Origin of the sequence: Pseudomonas sp. S36, from assembly GCF_016647875.1 — a bacterium.
GTDB classification, from domain to species: Bacteria; Pseudomonadota; Gammaproteobacteria; order Pseudomonadales; family Pseudomonadaceae; genus Aquipseudomonas; species Aquipseudomonas parafulva.
Genome location: NZ_JACVVG010000065.1, coordinates 1 through 19,531, shown reverse-complemented (window position 1 = coordinate 19,531; position 19,531 = coordinate 1). Strand labels below are relative to the sequence as shown.

Below are 19,531 nucleotides of genomic sequence, written 5' to 3'. Positions count from 1 at the left end.
AGCCCCAGCCCCGGCACCCCGTGCGCCGGCGCCTGCAGCCGAAAAGCATGGCGCCAGCGAGGCTGAAACCACCGTGCGGGTCGATACCGCGCGCCTGGACGAGATCATGAACATGGTTGGCGAACTGGTGCTGGTGCGTAACCGCCTGGTGCGCCTGGGCCTGAACAGCGGCGACGAGGCCATGTCCAAGGCCGTGTCCAACCTCGACGTGGTCACTGCCGACCTGCAGACCGCGGTGATGAAGACGCGCATGCAGCCGATCAAGAAGGTGTTCGGGCGCTTCCCGCGCCTGGTACGCGACCTGGCCCGGCAGTTGAAGAAAGAAATCAACCTGGAACTGGTGGGCGAAGAAACCGACCTGGACAAGAACCTGGTCGAGGCGCTGGCCGACCCGTTGGTGCACTTGGTGCGCAACGCCGTGGACCACGGTGTGGAAATGCCCGACGAGCGTGAGGAAGCCGGCAAGGCCCGTACCGGGCGGGTGGTGTTGTCGGCCGAGCAGGAGGGTGACCACATTCTGCTGTCGATTTCCGATGACGGCAAAGGCATGGACCCGAACATCCTGCGTGCCAAGGCCGTGGAAAAAGGCCTGATGGACAAGGACGCCGCCGAGCGCCTGAGCGAGTCGGACTGCTACAACCTGATCTTCGCCCCCGGGTTCTCGACCAAAACCGAAATCTCTGACGTGTCCGGGCGTGGCGTTGGCATGGACGTGGTGAAAACCAAGATTTCCCAGCTTAACGGTTCCATCAACATCTTCTCGGCCAAGGGCCAGGGCTCGAAGATCGTCATCAAGGTGCCGTTGACCCTGGCGATCATGCCGACCCTGATGGTGATGCTGGCCAACCAGGCATTCGCCTTCCCGCTGGTCAACGTCAACGAGATTTTCCACCTGGACCTGTCACGCACCAACGTGGTCGATGGCCAGGAGGTGGTGATCGTGCGTGACAAGGCGCTGCCGTTGTTCTACCTCAAGCGCTGGCTGGTTCAGGGCCAGGTCCATGAAGAACAGCACGAAGGGCATGTGGTGATTCTTTCGGTCGGTACCCAGCGCATCGGCTTTGTCGTCGATCAACTGGTCGGCCAGGAAGAAGTGGTAATCAAGCCGTTGGGCAAGATGCTGCAGGGCACCCCTGGCATGTCCGGAGCCACCATTACTGGCGACGGCCGCATTGCGCTGATTCTCGACGTCCCGAGCATGCTCAAGCGTTACGCCGCCCGGCGTATTTGATTTCGGTGGCGCCCCCTGGCGGGTGGCGCCGCCTAATGGAGTGTTTATGGCAGTCAAGGTCCTGGTGGTGGATGATTCCGGTTTCTTCCGCCGCCGTGTCTCGGAAATCCTGTCGGCGGACCCGACGATCCAGGTAGTAGGTACCGCGACCAACGGCAAGGAAGCGATCGACCAGGCACTGGCGCTCAAGCCCGATGTCATCACCATGGACTACGAAATGCCCATGATGGATGGCATCACCGCCGTGCGCCACATCATGCAGCGCTGCCCCACCCCCGTGCTGATGTTCTCGTCGCTGACCCACGAGGGCGCCCGCGTTACCCTCGATGCGCTGGACGCAGGCGCCGTGGACTACCTGCCGAAAAACTTCGAGGACATCTCGCGCAACCCCGACAAGGTCAAGCAGATGTTGTGCGAAAAGGTGCATACCATTTCGCGCAGTAACCGCCGTATTCCCAGCTACGCCCGCACCGCGCCTGCGCCTGCGCCCGCCTCGGGCAGCCAGGGTACCGCCACCACGGCGCCGGTACGCAGCGCGGCACCCGTGCCAGCGCGGCCAACGGCTACGGCCCCGTCGCATTCTCCGGCCCCCAAGCGCAAACCCTACAAACTGGTGGCGATTGGTACCTCCACCGGTGGCCCGGTGGCGCTGCAGCGTGTGCTGACCCAGCTGCCGGCGAATTTCCCGGCGCCCATCGTGCTCATCCAGCACATGCCCGCCGCGTTCACCAAGGCCTTTGCCGAGCGCCTGGACAAACTGTGCCGCATCAGTGTCAAGGAAGCCGAGGACGGCGACATGCTGCGCCCCGGGCTTGCGCTGCTGGCACCGGGTGGCAAGCAGATGATGATTGACGGCCGTGGCACGGTGAAAATCCTGCCGGGCGATGAGCGCCTGAACTACAAGCCCTGCGTGGACATCACCTTCGGCTCTGCGGCCAAGTCCTATGGCGACAAGGTGCTCTCCGTAGTGCTGACCGGCATGGGGGCAGACGGTCGCGAGGGTGCGCGGTTGCTCAAGCAGGGCGGCAGCACCGTGTGGGCCCAGGATGAAGCCAGCTGCGTGATCTATGGCATGCCCATGGCCATCGTCAAGGCCAACCTGGCCGATGCGGTGTATAGCCTGGATGACATCGGCAGGCACCTGGTGGAGGCGTGCGTCTGATGGACGTGCTCAGCCTGATCGGCCTGATCCTGGCTTTTGTCGCCATCGTAGGCGGCAATTTCCTTGAGGGTGGGCATGTCGGCGCGCTGGTCAATGGGCCGGCAGCACTGATCGTGCTGGGCGGTACGCTGGCGGCGGCGTTGTTGCAGTCGCCGCTGTCGTCGTTCAAGCGGGCGTTGCAGATTTTGCGCTGGATCCTGTTCCCGCCCAGGGTCGACCTGCCTGGCGGTGTCGACCGTGTGGTCAACTGGAGCCTGACGGCGCGCAAAGAGGGCCTGCTGGGCCTGGAAGGCGTGGCTGACGGCGAGCCCGACCCCTATGCGCGCAAGGGCCTGCAGCTGCTGGTCGATGGCGCCGAGCCCGAGGCCATCCGCAGCATCCTCGAAGTGGACTTCCTGACCCAGGAAAGCCGCGACCTGCAGGCGGCCAAGGTGTTCGAGAGCATGGGCGGCTACGCGCCGACCATCGGCATCATCGGCGCCGTGATGGGGTTGATCCACGTGATGGGCAACCTGGCCGACCCTTCGCAACTGGGCAACGGTATTGCCGTGGCCTTCGTCGCCACCATCTACGGGGTGGCCAGTGCCAACCTGGTGCTGCTGCCGGTGGCGAACAAGCTCAAGGCCCTGGTAATGCGCCAGTCGCGTTACCGCGAAATGCTGCTTGAAGGCCTGCTGTCGATTGCCGAGGGTGAGAACCCGCGTTCGATCGAACTGAAGCTGCAAGGCTTCATGGAGTAGCCCATGCGCCGTCGCCGCCATGCCGAAGAACCGGAAAACCACGAACGCTGGCTGGTGTCCTACGCCGACTTCATCACCTTGCTGTTTGCCTTTTTTGTGGTGATGTATTCGATTTCCTCGATCAACGAGGGCAAGTACAAGGTGGTTTCCCAGGCCTTGCTCGGGGTGTTCAACGACCCGGAGCGCAGCATGAAGGCCATCCCCATTGGCGAGGAGCGCCCGCTCAGCGTGCGCCCGGCAGAACCGCTGGTCAACGACAGCCAGCAGACCGAAGCAGGCCTGGCGGCGTCCAGCAGCGACCCGCTCAAGACCATCAGCGATGATGTACGCGACGCTTTTGGCGACCTGATCAAGAGCGACCAGATGACCGTGCGCGGCAACGAGCTGTGGATCGAGATCGAGCTCAATTCATCGCTGCTGTTTGGCAGCGGCGATGCCATGCCCAGCGACAATGCGTTCGCCATCATCGAAAAGGTGGCCAACATCCTCAAGCCTTTCGCCAACCCCGTGCATGTCGAAGGTTTCACCGACAACTTGCCTATCCGCACGGCGCAGTACCCCACCAACTGGGAGCTGTCCTCCGCGCGGGCGGCCAGCATCGTGCGGCTGTTGGCGATGAACGGCGTCAACCCTGCGCGTATGGCTTCGGTGGGGTATGGCGAATATCAGCCGGTGGCCAGCAACGACTCGCCAGAGGGGCGTGCGCGCAACCGGCGGGTGGTGCTGGTGATCTCACGCAACCTTGAAGTACGCCGCAGCCTGACCGGTACCGGCACGGCCAACGCCACACCGGACGCGGCATTGCGCCGGGCTGGCACACAAAGTGCACCGGCAACCGCTGCCACGGTGGCAGGGCAATGACTCGTCAATTCTCTGGCACCGCTGACCCCGTCGCTGCCGGAAGGCCACGGGGATTTTGCGTCATGAACGGTTCAAGAGTCAGTCTATGAGAGTGTGGGCAGTAGCCAATCAAAAGGGTGGCGTCGGCAAGACGACCACCACCATCGCGCTGGCTGGTCTGTTGGCTGATGCCGGTAAGCGCGTGGTCGTCGTCGACCTCGATCCGCACGGCTCGATGACCAGCTATTTCGGGCACAACCCCGATGCCCTGGAACACAGCTGCTACGACCTGTTCCTGCACAAGGGCGGGGTGCCCGAAGGCTTGCCTGGGCAACTGCTGTTGCCCACCAGCGACGAACGCATCTCGCTGCTGCCCTCCAGCACGGCGCTGGCCGTGCTGGAACGCCAGTCCCCCGGGCAGAATGGCCTGGGCCTGGTGATCGCCAAGAGTCTGGCGCAGCTGTGGCAGGATTTCGACTTTGCGCTTATCGACAGCCCACCGTTGCTGGGCGTGCTGATGGTCAACGCCCTGGCGGCCAGCCAGCAGCTGGTGATCCCCGTACAAACAGAGTTTCTTGCGGTCAAAGGCCTGGAGCGCATGGTCGGCACCCTGGCCATGATCAACCGCTCGCGCAAGCAGGCGCTGCCTTACCAGATCGTACCGACCCTGTTCGACCGCCGCACCCAGGCCTCGCTGAGCACGCTCAAGCTGTTGCGCGACACCTACGGCGAGCAGGTCTGGCAGGGCTACATTCCGGTCGACACACGGCTGCGTGACGCAAGCCGCAAGGGCGTCACGCCCTCGCAGTTCGACAACAAGAGCCGTGGGCTGCTGGCCTACCGGGCGCTGCTCAAGCACCTGTTGACCTACAAGCCCGCAGCGCAGGTGGCCTGATGACGACGCAAACCCGACACGCCGGCAGCAAGCCGCAGATCGCGCTGCAGTCTTACCTGGATGGGCTGCTGCAAGAGGCCACCGAGGCCGATGACCTTCTCGACGCGCCCGTAGCCACCGACGAATTTGCCCAGGCCGTGCGCGAAGAGCAGGCCCGCGATGCGCAGCCGCCTTCGCGCGCGCCTGCTGTAGCGCCGCCACGGGCCACCACCCCGCGGCCCTTTGCCGAGCCCCGGCTGGCCGTGCTGCCCAGCGTAATGCCCGTGCAGGCACCGGTAGTTACGGTGGTTGAACAGCAGGTGGTGGCCGAGGCCAGTATCCCGGTGCTGATCGAGCCCCCGGCAGTGGAACCTGCGGTGCCGCTGGTGGACGTACACCTGCCGGCGCCGGGCCTGCCTGCGCCGCCGGCCACCGTCGATGGTCGCCCGGCCTGGGCGGCCGAGCCGTTCGAGTGCCTGCTGTTCGACGTGGCCGGGCTGACCCTGGCAGTGCCGCTGGTGTGCCTTGGCTCGATCTACAACCTGGCCGGTCAGGAACTGACGCCCTTGTTCGGCCAACCCGAGTGGTTCCTTGGCATCCTCACCTGCCAGGCCGGTAACCTGAAGGTGCTGGACACGGCGCGCTGGGTAATGCCCGACCGTTACCGCGATGACTTCCGCCAGGGCCTGCAGTACGTAATTTCTGTTCAGGGCTATGAATGGGGGCTGGCCGTGCATCAGGTCAGCCGTTCGCTGCGCCTGGACCCGTCCGAGATCAAGTGGCGCAGCCAGCGGGGCCAACGCCCGTGGCTGGCCGGCACGGTAATCGAACACATGTGTGCGTTGCTGGATGTTGCCGAACTGGCCGAGCTGATCGCCAGCGGCGCCGTCAAGCAGATGCACGCCAAACCGAAAATGACACCGAACACACCGCCGAAGGCGGATTTCAAGGGGTAGGGGAATGAAAAAGTCGTCCGCACAAGGTTCCGAAGATCCGATCCTGCAATGGGTTACCTTCCGTCTGGACAACGAGTCCTACGGCATCAACGTGATGCAGGTGCAGGAAGTGCTGCGCTACACCGAAATCGCCCCGGTGCCGGGTGCACCCAGCTATGTGCTGGGCATCATCAACCTGCGCGGTAATGTGGTCACTGTGATCGACACCCGCCAGCGCTTTGGCCTGATGCCCACCGAGGTGACCGACAACACCCGGATCGTCATCATCGAAGCCGACAAGCAGGTGGTGGGTATTCTGGTCGACAGCGTGGCCGAAGTGGTCTATCTGCGTCAGTCGGAAATCGAAACTGCGCCGAACGTGGGTAACGAAGAGTCGGCCAAGTTCATCCAGGGCGTGTGCAACAAGAACGGCGAGCTGCTGATTCTGGTCGAGCTGGACAAGATGATGACCGAGGAAGAGTGGTCCGAGCTGGAGAACATCTGAGTTGATCTTCGAGGTTGCGGTCATTCTGTTGGCGCTGCTGTGGGCGCTGAGTGCCTGGTACTTCCTGAACTATGCCAGGCGCCAGCGCGAGGCTGCCGCTCACCAGCAGGTCATCGATGCCATGCGCGACCAGCGCATCAAGGACCTGAACAAGCGCCTGGATGACTACCAGAACGGCAGCGTGCGCATGGGTGAGGCTATCCATGAAGTGCGGGCGGTGGTTGCCGGCTTGCCGGACCGCCTGGAGCGCCTGGAGCAGCACGACCCCAGCAGCGTCACGTTCACCCAGGCTGCGCGGCTGGTGAGCATGGGGGCCAGTGTTTCCGAACTGACCGAAACCTGTGGCCTGACCCAGGCCGAAGCCGAGCTGATGAGCAAGCTGCACCGCAGCGAGTGAAGCAAAAAAGGCGACGCAAGTCGCCCTTGTGTTGTCAGGGCCTGCCCCAGGAGTGGTAGTTGCCCACCTGGGCGACGCGGTTCAGCGCCTGGTCGGCCTGCACGGCCGCCATGATCTCGGCCTGCTTGCTGTCAACCAGATAAAGCGGCTTGTTTTGTGGCAGGGTTTGCAGGTTGCACAGTTGGCGCAGCAGCCGCAACCTGGGCAGGCATCGGTCAATCACGTCGTTGAGCAGGCCCGGCCCGGTCAACTGGCTCAGGCGCTTGGCGTAGGCGTTGAATTCAGGGGTGCCTGCCATCGGCTTGTAGCCGTAGAAATCCCCGTTGGCGAGATAGCGCTCGTGCAGGGTATCGGCGATTACCTCCAGCGTAGGGTTGTTGGGGTGGCTGCCGATCATGTTGCTGTTGTACTGGCAGTGCATGCCCAGGGTGTCGTTGTTGGCCGGGTCACCCAGCACCAGGCCGTCCGGGGTAGTGGCCAGTTCTACGGTGTCGATAGCTGCACGCGAGGGGTCAAGTGGGTCGTCAGGGTGCGGGAACAGCGTATCGTCCACATCCAGGTAGACCCCACCCTCATGGTTTAGCAGCGGGTAGCGCAGGATATCGGACGCCGACGAAAAATTGGCCCCGAGGCCGTTGATTGCCTGGTGATACTGTGGGTAATGAGGCCCGTCGCGGAAGAGCTGGTAGAAGGGCTGCTCTTCCAGCGTCACCACTTCCAGGCCGGGGGCCCTTGTTGCCAGCAGTTGCCGGTTGGCCTCGAACGCCCGCGCATCTGCGTTCGACAGATACAGCCGGTAGCGGTACGGGCTGCTGCCCAGGCGCCTGGCATTGGCAGCCAGGTTGTCCAGCAGTTCGGGAGCAATCACCTTGTTGCCCACCCAGATGCTGGAGAGGGTCTTGGGGATGGGCTGCACGGCCTGGGTGTCAATCGCCGGCACCTGGATGGGCAATTGGATATCCACCCCCAGGCCCCGCAGGGTGGCCATGCGCATGGCGTCGGTGACCGGGCGTTCCCGAGGGGAGATCCTGAACAGCCCAGGGCGGCCATCGGCGACCTGGTAACACACGGGCTGCACATCGTTGAGGGCATTGCTGGCGATGAACGCATCGTATTCGGCGTCGTACAGCACTTCGGCGTTGTAGCCACGGATCATCGATTGCAGCTTTGGCGGGCCACTTTGGCTGACCGGTGTCCTGATTACCGACTGCGCAACCGGGCTATCGTCTGCCGGCACTGCTGCCACTTCTTCCCAGAAATAGGCGCCCACGTCGGGCTCTGGGAAGTGCGGCGGGTTGATCGGGCTCAGCGGGTAGCCCAAGTGCTCGTTCAGGCGGATCGGCACCCTGAACACGCCGCGCGGCGGTGGCAGCAATGTCGTCGCCCGGGTGGCCAGCTCTGCGGTCAGTGGCAGTGCATTGAGCAGCCCGTAGACCGCGCCCGAAACACCCTCTGCCTTGTCCTCCGCTGATTTGCCATTGATGGCCTTATCCAGGCCCATGCCGAACTGGCCGATGCCTGCTGCTGCCAGCAGGGGGATCAGCTCGGGCACCACGATCGCGAACGGCGCCAGCAGGTTGATCGATGTGGTCAGGTAGCCGCGCCACCTGGCCTTGGTCACCTCATGGTCACTGGTGATGGTGAAATCCGCGTCGGCGTAACTGCGCGCACGCTGGCGTTCGGTAATGGCGGCGAACAAATCGCCTGTCAGTTTCGGGCTGTATTTGGTGACTTTGTAGTTGACGTATTGGCGCGGTGGCCATGTACCGTCGGTGGTAAACCCTGGCCGGTTGGGCGAACGGTGGGGGAAGGCAGGGTAAACCCCAAGGCCCAGCAGGGCCGTGTCCAGCCCGCTGAAATCGAGCCCGTCCGGGGTGTCTGCCAGCCTGAAATACTGCCGCAGTGCCTGGCGTTTCTGCGGGTCGCGACACTGCTCGCCCACCCAGTCCTTCATGGCTGCCATACCGGTGAATTCATGCAGGGGAGAGGCATTGCCCGGCAGGTACATCAACACGTGATTGTGTGCGGCATCGGCCATGACGATCAGGTCGGTGGCGGCATAGCCATAGATGTTCAACGGCCGGGCCTTGAAACCCTTTGCGCGCGGTGCCAGCCCCGCAGCCTGCCAGGCCAGCAGGCGGCCGGTTGCGCTCAGCGAGCCCTCCTGGACCTGTTTGTTGCAGGCGGCAATGAAGCTGATCTGCAGGGCCTTGCTGTGCTGCTGCGCGGCGTCACGCCAGTAGTCATCGAGCATACCGACGAAGTGTGTGTGGAAGTCCAGATTCCAGACAAAGCGCTGCAACGCTTCGACGTCAATCGGCAGGTGAGTGGCGTTGTCGTAGCGGGCGGGGCTTGTGCGGTGGAACAGGCCGTTGAACACCGAGAACGGGGCACTGTTGTCCAGGGCGCCCGGTTCGGGCAGGCGCTCGACGATGTGCAGGGTTTGCCCAGGCCATTGGCCGGCCCAGCCGCCTGGGAACAATTGCCCGATCAGGTTCTTGCTGGTTTCGCCTTGCCAGTTGGCCAGCACCGCCTGGGTCAGTGACAGGCGCTGGGCAATGATCGCCTGGTTGCCGCGGTAGTGCAGGGTGACCGCGTCGGTGGTGTCCGGGTCCAGGTCGTGACCCTGGGCGCGCGCCCACTCGCGTATGGCGCTGGCGGCTTGGCGGTCGGGGCGAGGGATGTTCTGCAGATGGCGCCGAACGAACTGTTCGCCGGCAGGGTTGACGAGGGTGATTGCCATGGTGATTGACCTGTGTGATGGACCAGGCGGCACAATGGCGAGAGGGGTCCTGAACGGGTCGGTAAGCGGGTACCACCCGGTGTTGGACCGCGCAGAGAACTGATTTCGCACGCAAGCCACGCTCACTGTGGGAGCAACTGTCTTCCACAAGATCTCAAAGCTGGCGCTCCCACAGGATAGGGGTTCACCCGAGAAAGCGCCTGATCAGGCGGAAGCGCCCAACTTGCCTGGGCGTCGCACCTGGGGCTGCGAGGGGTTGGCGCCTGCGCTTTCTTCGATGGCCTGCAGAATCGCCTTGCGGCGGCGTTCTTCGGCGGGGCGGCTGTAGTACAAGACGAAGAAGTGGGTGAAACTGCCTTCCACAAGATCTCAAAGCTGGCGCAATCACTGTGGGAGCGGGCTTGCCCGCGAAGCAGGCAGCGCGGTGTGTGGCACCGGCTTGGCCGGTGTTCGCGGCTGAAGCCGCTCCCACAGGTTCCTGCTGAATCAACACGTTATGCGCAGTTCCCTGAGAGCGAGCCTTGCTCGCGATGGGGTGCGCAGCGCCGCCTCAGGGCCCTGGCAAACGCGGCAGGTTCGGGGTTATATCGCGCTCAGGCTCCGGCGTGTCATCGAACCCGGGCGGCACTTTGCCGCGTAACTGCCAGGCGAAGGCGATGATTTCGGCGATAGTCAGGTACAGGGCTTCGGGTATCTGGTCGCCCAGTTCCAGCCGGGCCAGCAAGCGCACCAGCTCGGCGTTTTCATAGATGGGAATTTCGTGTTCACGGGCAATGGCCATGATCGCTTCGGCCAGTTCGTCGTCACCTTTGGCGCTGAGCGTGGGTGCCTGCTGGCCGTCATAGCTCAGGGCGATGGCCTGGCGTGGGGTTTTCAGGCTCATGCGTTTTCATCCACCCAGCGTTGTTCTACCCGGGTGCTGGGGCCTTGCGGTGCAATACCGGGGTGGCATTGCAGGTCGCCCACGTGCAGCCCGCGGGCCAGCAAACCAGCGCGCAGCGCGCCGAGTTCGGTATCGATCAGGCGCGCGGTGCGTTCCCGCTCCGCCCACAGCTGGCCGCTCAGGCAGCCTTGGGTGAGCTGTGCCTGCACCTGCAAAGGGCCGAGCGGTGCCAGGTCGAATGCCAGCTCGATGCGCCACAGTGCCTGCAGGGAATCCTGCGCCTGGTGCTTGCGCTCGGCCTGTTGTTCGGGGGTTTCCTCCCGTTGCAGCTTGACCTGCAGCGGGATGAAGTCCTGCCCATGGCGGATGGGGATTTCAGTTTGCCAGGTGGTCTGCAGGTTGCCGTTCTCCAGCGTGCCGGTTTGTTGCAGGCTGCTCATGGCATGGCTCTGCAGGCGGGAAATGGCCGCCGCAGCCAGGCGCAGCAGCGCTTGCAGGTCGCCTTCGTCCTCCAGGGCCTGGAGCAGTTTGGACGGGAGCGGAAACCCACCAGGCTGTGGCTTGGGCGAAACCCGTTCGAGCATCCCCAAGGCATTGCGCGCCAGCGCCGGCATGGCGGCGGCCAGGGTGGCCGGTGGCGGGTTGATCGCGGCATTGGTGGTGGCCTGGGCGATAAGCTGAAGCAGGTTGGCCTTGAGGTCGGTGGCCAGCGCAGGCGCGCCACCGGCCAGCAGCTTGGCTTCTAGAAAGGCGCCGCTGTTGCTCAGGGCCTGTATCAGCGCCTTGGCATCACCCAGTTGCGTCGCCGTCGGCAAGGCCGCCAGCAGGCGCTCGGTGCTGGCGCGTACGTCGGGATCGGTGCCTGGATCGCTCGCCAGCTGTTGCAGCGCGTTCAGCAGGCCGGGCAATGATGCCTGGCGGTTCTGCTGGGTAAGCAACTGCTGGGCGATGCTGAGCTGGTCCTGCCTGCCGCTGAGCGGGACGAAGCGCAGTGACTGATCGCCTTGTACCAACCCGCTGAGCAAACTGCCCAGGGCCAGGGGGCGGGGGCTGTCGATGGTCAGCACGGCGCCAGCCTGAGCAGTGTTCAACAGGCTTACCAATGCCCGGTAGCTGGCAGGTTGGTCGGCCGTGGCAGGCAGCACCTGGTTGGTCAGCACCTTGCCCTGTAGCAGCGTACCAATGGGCACCTGGCTGGTATCAAGGCGGGTGAGGGTGGCTACCTGGCTGGCACTGGCCTGTTGCAGCAGGATGGCCAGGCGGCCGGCCTCAGGCTGGCTCACGGTCACCTGGCTACCCTGGGGCAGGGGCTGGCTGGCATTGGCCTGCAACTGGGTTTGCAGGCCATTGGCTTGCATCAGGCGCAACACCAACTGAAAATCCTGGCCGGCCTGGCGCATGGACACCACTTCGGCTTGCGCCGTCTCGCCCGGGGCGAGCAAACCCGGCTGAGCCTGGGTCAGGCGCAGCAGTTCGCCGGTCACGGCCGCTTTCACTGCCTGGGCGCTGGTCGCGGTTTGTGGGCCGAGACTATTGATTTCAGTCATGATTGTATACAACCTGTGGAGCCCAGCCTCTTGGCAGCGTGGCTGTGCATGTAATAATGCCGCCCGCCCGTGGTTGCCAGTATAACGGCAGCGCGATGGGCGACTTGAGTGGCAGGGCTTCAGGTGTGCGCCCTGGGCCCTACAACCGATAAGGCGAAACCGTGACTCTTCACCTCCAAGCCGTGGGCCTGGCCTGCGAGCGCGACTGGCGTCTGCTGTTCGAGCACCTCGCGTTCGAATTGCGGCCCGGCGACATGTTGCAGATCAGTGGCCCCAACGGCAGTGGCAAGACCAGCCTGCTGCGCCTGCTGGCCGGCCTGATGCAGCCGACCGCCGGGCAGATCCTGCTGGGTGGCAAGCCTCTGGGCGAGCAGCGTCACGCCTTGGCCAGCATCCTGTTGTGGATCGGCCATGCGGCGGGCATCAAGGACCTGCTCACCCCTGAGGAAAACCTCACCTGGCTGTGCGCGTTGCACCAGCCTGCCAGCCGCGAGGCCATCTGGTCGGCGCTGGCAGCCGTCGGGCTGCGCGGTTTCGAAGACGTACCCTGCCATACCCTGTCTGCCGGGCAGCAGCGCCGCGTCGCCCTGGCCCGGCTGCACCTGGCCAGCCCGCCGCTATGGATTCTCGACGAACCCTTTACCGCCCTGGATAAACAGGGCGTGGCGCAACTGGAGCAGCACCTCGCACACCACTGCGAACAAGGCGGCACCGTGGTAATGACCACTCACCATGCGCTGGCCCGCAAACCGTCCGGTTACCGCGAACTGAACCTGGGGCAGTGGGCGGCATGAGCGTATTCATCCTGTTGCTGCGCCGGGAGGCGCGCCTGTTGTTCCGCCGCCCGGCCGAGCTGGCCAACCCGTTGGTATTCTTCGCCATCGTGGTGGCGCTGTTCCCCTTGGCGGTCGGCCCCGAAAGCCAGACACTGCAGAACCTGTCACCCGGCCTGGTGTGGGTGGCGGCACTGCTGGCGGTGCTGCTGTCGCTGGACGGCCTGTTCCGCAGCGACTTCGAGGACGGCTCACTGGAGCAGTGGGTGCTGTCGCCGTACCCGCTGGCGCTGATGGTGCTGGCCAAGGTGCTGGCGCACTGGATCTTTTCCGGGCTGGCGCTGGTATTGTTGGCGCCATTGCTGGCCTTGATGCTGGGGCTGCCCGGGCACTGCCTGCCTGTGCTGCTGGGCTCGCTGCTGTTGGGCACGCCGGTATTGAGCCTGCTGGGGGCGGTGGGCGCGGCGCTGACGGTGGGCCTCAAGCGTGGCGGCCTGCTGCTGGCGCTGTTGATTCTGCCGTTGTATATCCCAGTATTGATCCTGGGCAGTGGTGCGTTGCAAGCGGCATTGCACAATATGCCCGCAACCGGCCAGTTGCTCTGGCTCGCCAGCCTGGCAGCCCTGGCTGTCACCCTGGCACCCTTTGCGATCGCCGCCGGCCTGAAGATCAGCGTCGGCGAATAACGAGTCCTGGGCTTTCAAGCCCGGCAAATACCCTGGATGTACCCTGATGAAAATGAGCTGGACGTGGTTCCACAAGCTGGGTTCCCCTAAATGGTTCTATGCCATCAGCGGCCGCCTGTTGCCATGGCTGGCCGTGGCTGCGCTGGTGCTGCTGCTGGTCGGTATCACCTGGGGCCTGGCTTTCGCCCCCCAGGACTACCAGCAGGGCAACAGCTTCCGCATCATCTATATACATGTGCCAGCGGCGATGCTGGCGCAATCCTGCTACGTGATGCTGGCGGTGGCCGGTGTGGTGGGGCTGGTATGGAAAATGAAGCTGGCCGATGTGGCCTTGCAATGCGCCGCGCCCATTGGCGCCTGGATGACGGCCGTAGCGTTGGTCACCGGCGCCATCTGGGGCAAGCCCACCTGGGGCAGCTGGTGGGTCTGGGATGCCCGGCTTACGTCCATGCTCATCCTTCTGTTCCTGTACTTCGGCATCATTGCGCTGGGCCAGGCAATCAGTAATCGTGACAGCGCAGCCAAGGCCTGCGCGGTGCTCGCCATCGTTGGCGTAGTGAACATCCCGATCATCAAGTACTCGGTGGAGTGGTGGAACACCCTGCACCAGGGGGCCACCTTTACCCTCACCGAAAAGCCGGCGATGCCAGCCGAGATGTGGCTGCCGCTGCTGTGCACGGCACTGGGGTTCTACTGCTTTTTTGGCGCCGTGCTGTTGATGCGCATGCGCCTGGAAGTGCTCAAGCGCGAGGCGCGCGCCAGTTGGGTCAAGGATGAAGTATCAAACAGCCTTGGCCGGAGGGCCGCACCATGAGTTTTGCCAGCTTCGGTGATTTTCTTGCCATGGGCCACCATGGTTTGTACGTGTGGTCGGCCTATGGCATTTGCGTGGCGGTGCTGGTGCTGAACGTGGCCATGCCACTGCTGGCCCGCCGTCGCTACCTGCAAGAAGAGGCGCGCCGCTTGCGCCGGGAGAACATTCAGTGAATCCGCAGCGCAAGAAACGCCTGTTGCTGATCGTCGGCCTGCTGGTCGGCGTGGGGGTTGCCGTGGGCTTTGCCCTGAGCGCATTGCAGCAGAACATCAACCTGTTCTACACCCCTACCCAGATTGCCAATGGCGAGGCACCCCAGGACACGCGCATTCGTGCCGGTGGCATGGTCGAGAAAGGCTCTGTGCAGCGCTCGTCCGATTCACTGGACGTGCGCTTTGTGGTCACCGATTTCAACAAGTCGGTGCCCATAACCTACCGCGGCATCCTGCCAGACCTGTTCCGCGAGGGGCAGGGCATTGTCGCCTTGGGCAAGCTCAACGGCGACGGTGTAGTGGTGGCCGATGAAGTGCTGGCCAAGCACGACGAAAAATACATGCCGCCCGAGGTCACCAAGGCGTTGAAGGAAAGCGGCCAAGCGCAGGTGCAGCCATGAATGCGGCGCTGGTGATACCCGAACTCGGCCAGTTGGCGATGATACTGGCCATCTGTTTTGCGGCTGTGCAGGCCAGCATTCCGCTGCTTGGCGCCTGGCGTGGCGACAGCCTGTGGATGAGCCTGGCACGCCCCGCGGCCTGGGGCCAGTTTGCGTTCCTGGCCTTCGCCTTTGCTTGCCTGACCCATGCGTTCATGACCGACAACTTCTCGGTGGCGTATGTGGCCAGCAACTCTAACAGCGCGTTGCCCTGGTACTACAAGTTCAGTGCCGTATGGGGCGCCCACGAGGGCTCCTTGCTGCTGTGGGCGCTCATATTGGGTGGCTGGACCTTTGCCGTATCGGTGTTCTCGCGGCAACTGCCACAGGTCATGCTGGCCCGCGTGCTGGCGGTGATGGGGATGATCAGCGTGGGCTTCCTGAGTTTTCTGATCATTACTTCCAACCCGTTCCAGCGCTTGCTGCCGCAGGTGCCGGTCGATGGCCGCGACCTCAACCCGTTGCTGCAGGACATCGGCCTGATCGTTCACCCGCCGATGCTGTACATGGGCTACGTGGGCTTTTCGGTGGCCTTCGCCTTTGCCATCGCCGCGCTGCTCGGTGGCCGCCTGGATGCGGCGTGGGCACGCTGGTCGCGGCCCTGGACCATCGTCGCCTGGGCGTTTTTGGGTGTTGGCATCACGCTGGGTTCATGGTGGGCCTACTATGAGCTGGGCTGGGGCGGCTGGTGGTTCTGGGACCCGGTCGAGAACGCCTCGTTCATGCCATGGCTGGTGGGCACGGCGCTGATCCATTCGCTGGCGGTGACCGAAAAGCGCGGTGTGTTCAAGAGCTGGACGGTGCTGCTGGCCATTGCGGCGTTTTCCCTCAGCCTGCTGGGCACCTTCCTGGTGCGGTCGGGCGTGCTCACCTCGGTTCACGCCTTTGCAGCCGACCCCTCGCGCGGCATCTTCATCCTGTTCTTCCTGCTGTGCGTGGTGGGCGGCTCGCTCACGCTGTTCGCCCTGCGTGCGCCGGTAGTCAAGAGCCAGGTGGGCTTCGGCCTATGGTCGCGTGAAACACTGCTGCTGGCCAACAACCTGGTGCTGGTGGTAGCGGCCTCGATGATTCTGCTTGGCACGCTGTACCCGCTGGTGCTCGATGCCCTGACAGGGGCCAAGCTGTCGGTTGGCCCGCCGTACTTCGATGCGTTGTTCCTGCCGTTGATGGCGCTGTTGATGCTGGTGTTGGGCGTGGGCGTGGTGGTGCGCTGGAAGGACACCCCCGGCAAGTGGCTGGCCAGCATGATGACCCCGGTGCTGATCGGCAGCGCAGTGATGGCACCGCTGGCAGGGTTTGTCGTCGACGACTTCGACTGGCCAGCCCTGGCCACCTTTGCCCTGGCAGCCTGGGTGGTGCTGGGTGGGGTGCGCGATATCCTCGACAAGACCCGCCACAAAGGGTTGCTCAAGGGCCTGCCGGGCCTAGGCCGCAGCTATTGGGGCATGCAGGTGGCGCACCTTGGCCTGGCGGTGTGTGCTTTGGGCGTGGTGTTGTCGAGCAACAACAGCGCCGAGCGTGACTTGCGCATGGCCCCGGGTGAAAGCGTGGAGCTGGGCGGGTACCAATTCCTGTTCCAGGGCGCCAAGCATTTTGAAGGGCCGAACTTCATTTCCGACAAGGGCACCATCGTGGTCAGCCGCGAGGGCCGGGAAGTGGCCACGCTTCACCCCGAGAAACGCCTGTATACCGTGCAGCAGTCGATGATGACCGAAGCCGGTATCGACGCCGGCTTTACCCGTGACCTGTACGTGGCCCTGGGTGAACCGCTGGAAAACGGTGCCTGGGCGGTGCGGTTGCACATCAAGCCTTATGTCCGCTGGATCTGGCTGGGCGGTCTGCTGACTGGCCTTGGCGGGGTGCTGGCGGCCCTCGACCGGCGTTACCGCGTCAAGGTCAAGACCCGGGTGCGTGAGGCCCTGGGCGTGTCTGGAGCAGCTGCATGAAACGTTGGATCATGGTGGTGCCACTGGCGGTATTCCTGCTGGTGGCGGTATTCCTCTACAAAGGGTTGTTCCTCAAGCCCGAAGAGCTGCCTTCGGCAATGATCGGCAAGCCGTTCCCGGTATTCTCCCTGGCATCGTCCCAGGGCGACCGCATGCTCACCCAGGCTGATCTGCAGGGCCGCCCGGCGCTGGTGAACGTGTGGGCGACCTGGTGTTCGTCGTGCAAGGTCGAGCACCCCTACCTGAACCAGCTTGCCCAGCAGGGTGTGGTGATCTACGGGGTCAACTACAAGGACGACAACGCGGCTGCGCAGAAGTGGCTGGCCGAGTTCCACAACCCCTACCAGCTGGATATCCGTGACGAGGAGGGCACCCTGGGGTTGGACCTGGGCGTCTACGGCGCGCCGGAAACCTTCCTGATCGATGCTGAGGGCGTTATCCGCTACAAACATGTGGGGGTGGTCGATGCCACCGTCTGGCGTGAGCAACTGGCACCGCTCTACCAGGGCCTGGTTGACGAGGCCCGGCCATGAGGCGTTGGTTGGCGGCCGCAACCCTGGTACTGGGCGTGGCCGGTGTGGCCAGTGCGGCCATCGATACCTATCAGTTCCGTGACCAGGCCGAGCGGGAGCGCTACCAGCAACTGACCAAGGAATTGCGCTGCCCCAAGTGCCAGAACCAGGACATTGCCGATTCCAACGCGCCGATTGCAGCCGACCTGCGCCGGGAGATTTTCCGCATGCTTGGCGAGGGCCAGAGCAACCAGCAGATCGTCGACTTCATGGTCGACCGCTACGGTGACTTCGTGCGCTACAAGCCGGCGCTCAGCGGCCGCACCTGGCTGCTCTGGTTCGGCCCCGGCCTGTTGCTGGCGGGTGGCTTCGTGGTGCTGGCGATCATTGTGCGTCGGCGCCGCGTGACGGCTGTGCAGGGCACCGATCAACTGTCTGCCGACGAGCGTGAGCGTCTGGCCAAACTGCTGGAAAAAGAACGCACCCATGACTGAATTCTGGCTTAGCGCGGGCCTGCTGTTGCTCGCCGCTCTCAGCTTCTTGCTGATCCCCATCCTGCGTGGCCGGCGTCGGCAGCAGGAAGAAGACCGTACCGCACTGAACGTAGCGCTGTACCAGGAACGCGTGGCCGAGCTTGCTGCCCAGCAAGCCGCTGGTGTACTGGACGGCGCGCAGCTGGACCAGGGCCGGGACGAGGCCGCCCGCGAGCTGCTGGCCGACACCGAGGGTGCCGAGCCCGCGCGCCTGCGCCACCTGGGTAAAGCCCTGCCACTGCTGGCAGCGGTGCTGGTGCCGCTGATGGCCCTGGGGCTGTACCTGCACTTTGGCGCTGCCGACAAAGTAGCCCTGACCCAGGAATTCGCCCAGGCGCCGAAGTCGATGGAAGAGATGACCACGCGCCTGGAGCGGGTGGTGCAGGCCCAGCCGGACTCTGCCGAGGCGGTGTATTTCCTGGGCCGTGCCTACATGGCCGAGCAACGCCCCGCGGATGCCGCCCGCACCTTCGAGCACGCTGTGGGTTTGGCGGGGCGGCAGCCTGAGTTGTTGGGGCAGTGGGCGCAGGCGTTGTACTTTGCCGCCGACAAGCAGTGGAGCCCGCAGGTGCAGGCGTTGACCGATGAGGCGCTGAAGGCCGACCCCAACGAGGTCACCAGCCTGGGCCTGCGCGGTATCGCCGCGTTCGAGGGAGAGCGCTACCAGGAGGCCATCGATTACTGGAAGCGCCTGTTGGCGCAGTTGCCGCAAGGCGACGCTTCGCGTGCCGCGCTGCAGGGCGGTATCGACCGCGCCGCCGAGCGCTTGGGGGGTGCTGCTGGCCAAGCGTCCCAGCCGGCGCCGGCCACAGCACGGTTGAAGGTTAGGGTCGAACTGGCGCCTGCCTTGCAGGGCAAGGTACGGCCGGACGATACGGTATTCATCTTTGCCCGCGCCAGTAATGGCCCGCCCATGCCGCTGGCGGCGAAGCGGGTGACGGTGGCGCAATTGCCGATCGAGGTGGAGTTGACGGACGCCGATGCGATGATGCCGCAGATGAAACTGTCGGATTTCGCCGAAGTCCAACTGGTTGCACGGGTGTCGAGGGGTGGCCAGCCCGCCCGTGGTGAATGGCGTGGGCAAGGTGCCCCTTTACCAGTTGCGACCCAGGCCACCCAGCATCTGACGATCGACAGCCCTGACCTGTAAGAGAGCCTTGCCATGCACAGTTCCGTACGCCTGACCTTGATTGCCCTGGCTTTGGGTTTGTCTGCCTGTACGGGGCATGGCCCGGTGACCCAGCCGGAGCCGCCAGTGGACCGGGCGCCACCTCCGCAGGGGCCGGTTATCAAGCCGTTGCCGGGTGGGCAGCCTTCCACGCCGGTGGGCAAGCCGGCGCCGGCGCCGAAGCCGGTACCGCGCACGTCGGCGAGCTTTGCACCGCCACCGGGTGGGGCCAGCCATTGGGACCCGAAGTTGGGGGTTTATGTGTTGGATAAACAGCCCAATACGTTTTATCGGCAGCGCACTTACTACCGGTTTGATAATGGGTGGAGTTGGTCGTTGAGCCCGAATGGGCCTTGGCAGGCTACGGACAGTAGTGGTGTGCCGGGTGGGTTGGGGCGGGCCTTTGGTAATTAAGTGATGCCACACTCGCCCTACCGGAACCCTGTAGGAGCGAGCGCAGCTCGCGATGCTCCGGCTGTGCTCTCGCTCTCGCGCTCGCTCTTGCTGTTGCTCTTGCTTCTAAATGCGCGATAGACCAAGCAACACAGATTGCGACTTCAGGAGGCCGAGCGGAGGGCTTGCGGAGGGAG

General features: G+C 64.2%; 21 protein-coding genes and 1 pseudogene. 18 read left to right on the top strand and 4 right to left on the bottom strand.

The genetic code is table 11. The annotated features are described in order from the left end of the window. From IAE36_RS22155 to IAE36_RS22120, 8 genes are all read left to right on the top strand, one after another. A partial coding sequence (locus IAE36_RS22155; protein ID WP_201214757.1) for a chemotaxis protein CheA occupies positions 1 to 1,231 on the top strand: 1,231 nt, incomplete at its 5' end. Between the two features lie 46 nt (positions 1,232 to 1,277). Continuing rightward, entirely contained in the window at positions 1,278 to 2,393 is a 1,116-nt protein-coding gene (locus tag IAE36_RS22150) for a protein-glutamate methylesterase/protein-glutamine glutaminase (protein WP_201214756.1), read from the top strand. Beyond that, complete coding sequence (locus IAE36_RS22145) at positions 2,393 to 3,133, top strand: flagellar motor protein (protein ID WP_028633445.1); 741 nt, start codon at positions 2,393 to 2,395, stop codon at positions 3,131 to 3,133. Before IAE36_RS22150 ends, IAE36_RS22145 begins: the two co-directional genes overlap by 1 nt. Before the next feature lie 3 nt (positions 3,134 to 3,136). Then, entirely contained in the window at positions 3,137 to 3,994 is an 858-nt protein-coding gene (motD, locus tag IAE36_RS22140; RefSeq protein WP_028633444.1) for a flagellar motor protein MotD, read from the top strand. Between the two features lie 85 nt (positions 3,995 to 4,079). Beyond that, complete coding sequence (locus tag IAE36_RS22135; protein ID WP_028633443.1) at positions 4,080 to 4,868, top strand: ParA family protein; 789 nt, start codon at positions 4,080 to 4,082, stop codon at positions 4,866 to 4,868. After that, positions 4,868 to 5,803, top strand: coding sequence for a CheW domain-containing protein (locus tag IAE36_RS22130; RefSeq protein WP_201214755.1), 936 nt, complete (start codon positions 4,868 to 4,870; stop codon positions 5,801 to 5,803). The genes IAE36_RS22135 and IAE36_RS22130 overlap by 1 nt, the downstream gene beginning before the upstream one ends. Before the next feature lie 4 nt (positions 5,804 to 5,807). Continuing rightward, on the top strand, positions 5,808 to 6,287 hold the full coding sequence (locus tag IAE36_RS22125; protein ID WP_003254393.1) for a chemotaxis protein CheW: 480 nt from the start codon (positions 5,808 to 5,810) through the stop codon (positions 6,285 to 6,287). Between the two features lies 1 nt (position 6,288). Next, a complete protein-coding gene (locus IAE36_RS22120; RefSeq protein WP_201214754.1) occupies positions 6,289 to 6,684 on the top strand; it encodes a DUF2802 domain-containing protein in 396 nt (131 codons plus the stop codon). 34 nt (positions 6,685 to 6,718) lie between these two features. Here IAE36_RS22120 and IAE36_RS22115 read toward each other — a convergent pair whose 3' ends face one another. The 4 genes and pseudogenes from IAE36_RS22115 to fliK form a co-directional block, all read right to left on the bottom strand. Then, complete coding sequence (locus IAE36_RS22115; RefSeq protein WP_201214753.1) at positions 6,719 to 9,427, bottom strand: dermonecrotic toxin domain-containing protein; 2,709 nt, start codon at positions 9,425 to 9,427, stop codon at positions 6,719 to 6,721. Positions 9,428 to 9,631: 204 nt separating this feature from the next. Then, a pseudogene (locus IAE36_RS22110) lies at positions 9,632 to 9,793 on the bottom strand (putrescine ABC transporter permease PotI); the annotation flags it as partial. Between the two features lie 184 nt (positions 9,794 to 9,977). Further along, entirely contained in the window at positions 9,978 to 10,310 is a 333-nt protein-coding gene (locus IAE36_RS22105; protein ID WP_028633439.1) for an EscU/YscU/HrcU family type III secretion system export apparatus switch protein, read from the bottom strand. Beyond that, positions 10,307 to 11,857 (bottom strand): flagellar hook-length control protein FliK, encoded by a 1,551-nt coding sequence (fliK, locus tag IAE36_RS22100; protein WP_201214752.1) that lies wholly within the window; start codon positions 11,855 to 11,857, stop codon positions 10,307 to 10,309. The genes IAE36_RS22105 and fliK overlap by 4 nt, the downstream gene beginning before the upstream one ends. A 161-nt stretch (positions 11,858 to 12,018) precedes the next feature. Between fliK and ccmA the strand changes: the two genes are divergently transcribed. From ccmA to IAE36_RS22050, 10 genes are read left to right on the top strand one after another with little or no spacing between them, the layout of a single operon-like run. After that, positions 12,019 to 12,651 carry a cytochrome c biogenesis heme-transporting ATPase CcmA gene (gene ccmA / locus IAE36_RS22095; protein ID WP_060483584.1) on the top strand — a complete coding sequence of 211 codons (633 nt, stop codon included), beginning with the start codon at positions 12,019 to 12,021 and terminating at the stop codon, positions 12,649 to 12,651. Then, on the top strand, positions 12,648 to 13,316 hold the full coding sequence (gene ccmB, locus IAE36_RS22090; RefSeq protein ID WP_201214751.1) for a heme exporter protein CcmB: 669 nt from the start codon (positions 12,648 to 12,650) through the stop codon (positions 13,314 to 13,316). Before ccmA ends, ccmB begins: the two co-directional genes overlap by 4 nt. Before the next feature lie 46 nt (positions 13,317 to 13,362). After that, the gene (locus IAE36_RS22085) at positions 13,363 to 14,130 is read left to right on the top strand and encodes a heme ABC transporter permease (protein ID WP_028633435.1); all 768 of its coding nucleotides are present in this window, start codon (positions 13,363 to 13,365) and stop codon (positions 14,128 to 14,130) included. Further along, on the top strand, positions 14,127 to 14,303 hold the full coding sequence (gene ccmD / locus IAE36_RS22080) for a heme exporter protein CcmD (protein ID WP_028633434.1): 177 nt from the start codon (positions 14,127 to 14,129) through the stop codon (positions 14,301 to 14,303). Before IAE36_RS22085 ends, ccmD begins: the two co-directional genes overlap by 4 nt. Beyond that, positions 14,300 to 14,743, top strand: a complete 444-nt coding sequence (ccmE, locus tag IAE36_RS22075; protein WP_028633433.1) for a cytochrome c maturation protein CcmE — start codon at positions 14,300 to 14,302, stop codon at positions 14,741 to 14,743. Before ccmD ends, ccmE begins: the two co-directional genes overlap by 4 nt. 11 nt (positions 14,744 to 14,754) lie before the next feature. Then, positions 14,755 to 16,728: a heme lyase CcmF/NrfE family subunit gene (locus IAE36_RS22070; protein ID WP_201214759.1), complete on the top strand. Its 1,974-nt coding sequence runs from the start codon at positions 14,755 to 14,757 to the stop codon at positions 16,726 to 16,728. Continuing rightward, complete coding sequence (locus IAE36_RS22065) at positions 16,725 to 17,261, top strand: DsbE family thiol:disulfide interchange protein (protein WP_201214750.1); 537 nt, start codon at positions 16,725 to 16,727, stop codon at positions 17,259 to 17,261. The genes IAE36_RS22070 and IAE36_RS22065 overlap by 4 nt, the downstream gene beginning before the upstream one ends. Continuing rightward, positions 17,258 to 17,734 (top strand): cytochrome c-type biogenesis protein, encoded by a 477-nt coding sequence (locus tag IAE36_RS22060; RefSeq protein ID WP_028633430.1) that lies wholly within the window; start codon positions 17,258 to 17,260, stop codon positions 17,732 to 17,734. The genes IAE36_RS22065 and IAE36_RS22060 overlap by 4 nt, the downstream gene beginning before the upstream one ends. Next, entirely contained in the window at positions 17,727 to 18,923 is a 1,197-nt protein-coding gene (gene ccmI, locus IAE36_RS22055; RefSeq protein ID WP_201214748.1) for a c-type cytochrome biogenesis protein CcmI, read from the top strand. Before IAE36_RS22060 ends, ccmI begins: the two co-directional genes overlap by 8 nt. A gap of 12 nt (positions 18,924 to 18,935) precedes the next feature. Beyond that, on the top strand, positions 18,936 to 19,355 hold the full coding sequence (locus IAE36_RS22050; RefSeq protein ID WP_201164892.1) for a hypothetical protein: 420 nt from the start codon (positions 18,936 to 18,938) through the stop codon (positions 19,353 to 19,355). The last annotated feature ends 176 nt before the right edge of the window (positions 19,356 to 19,531 follow it).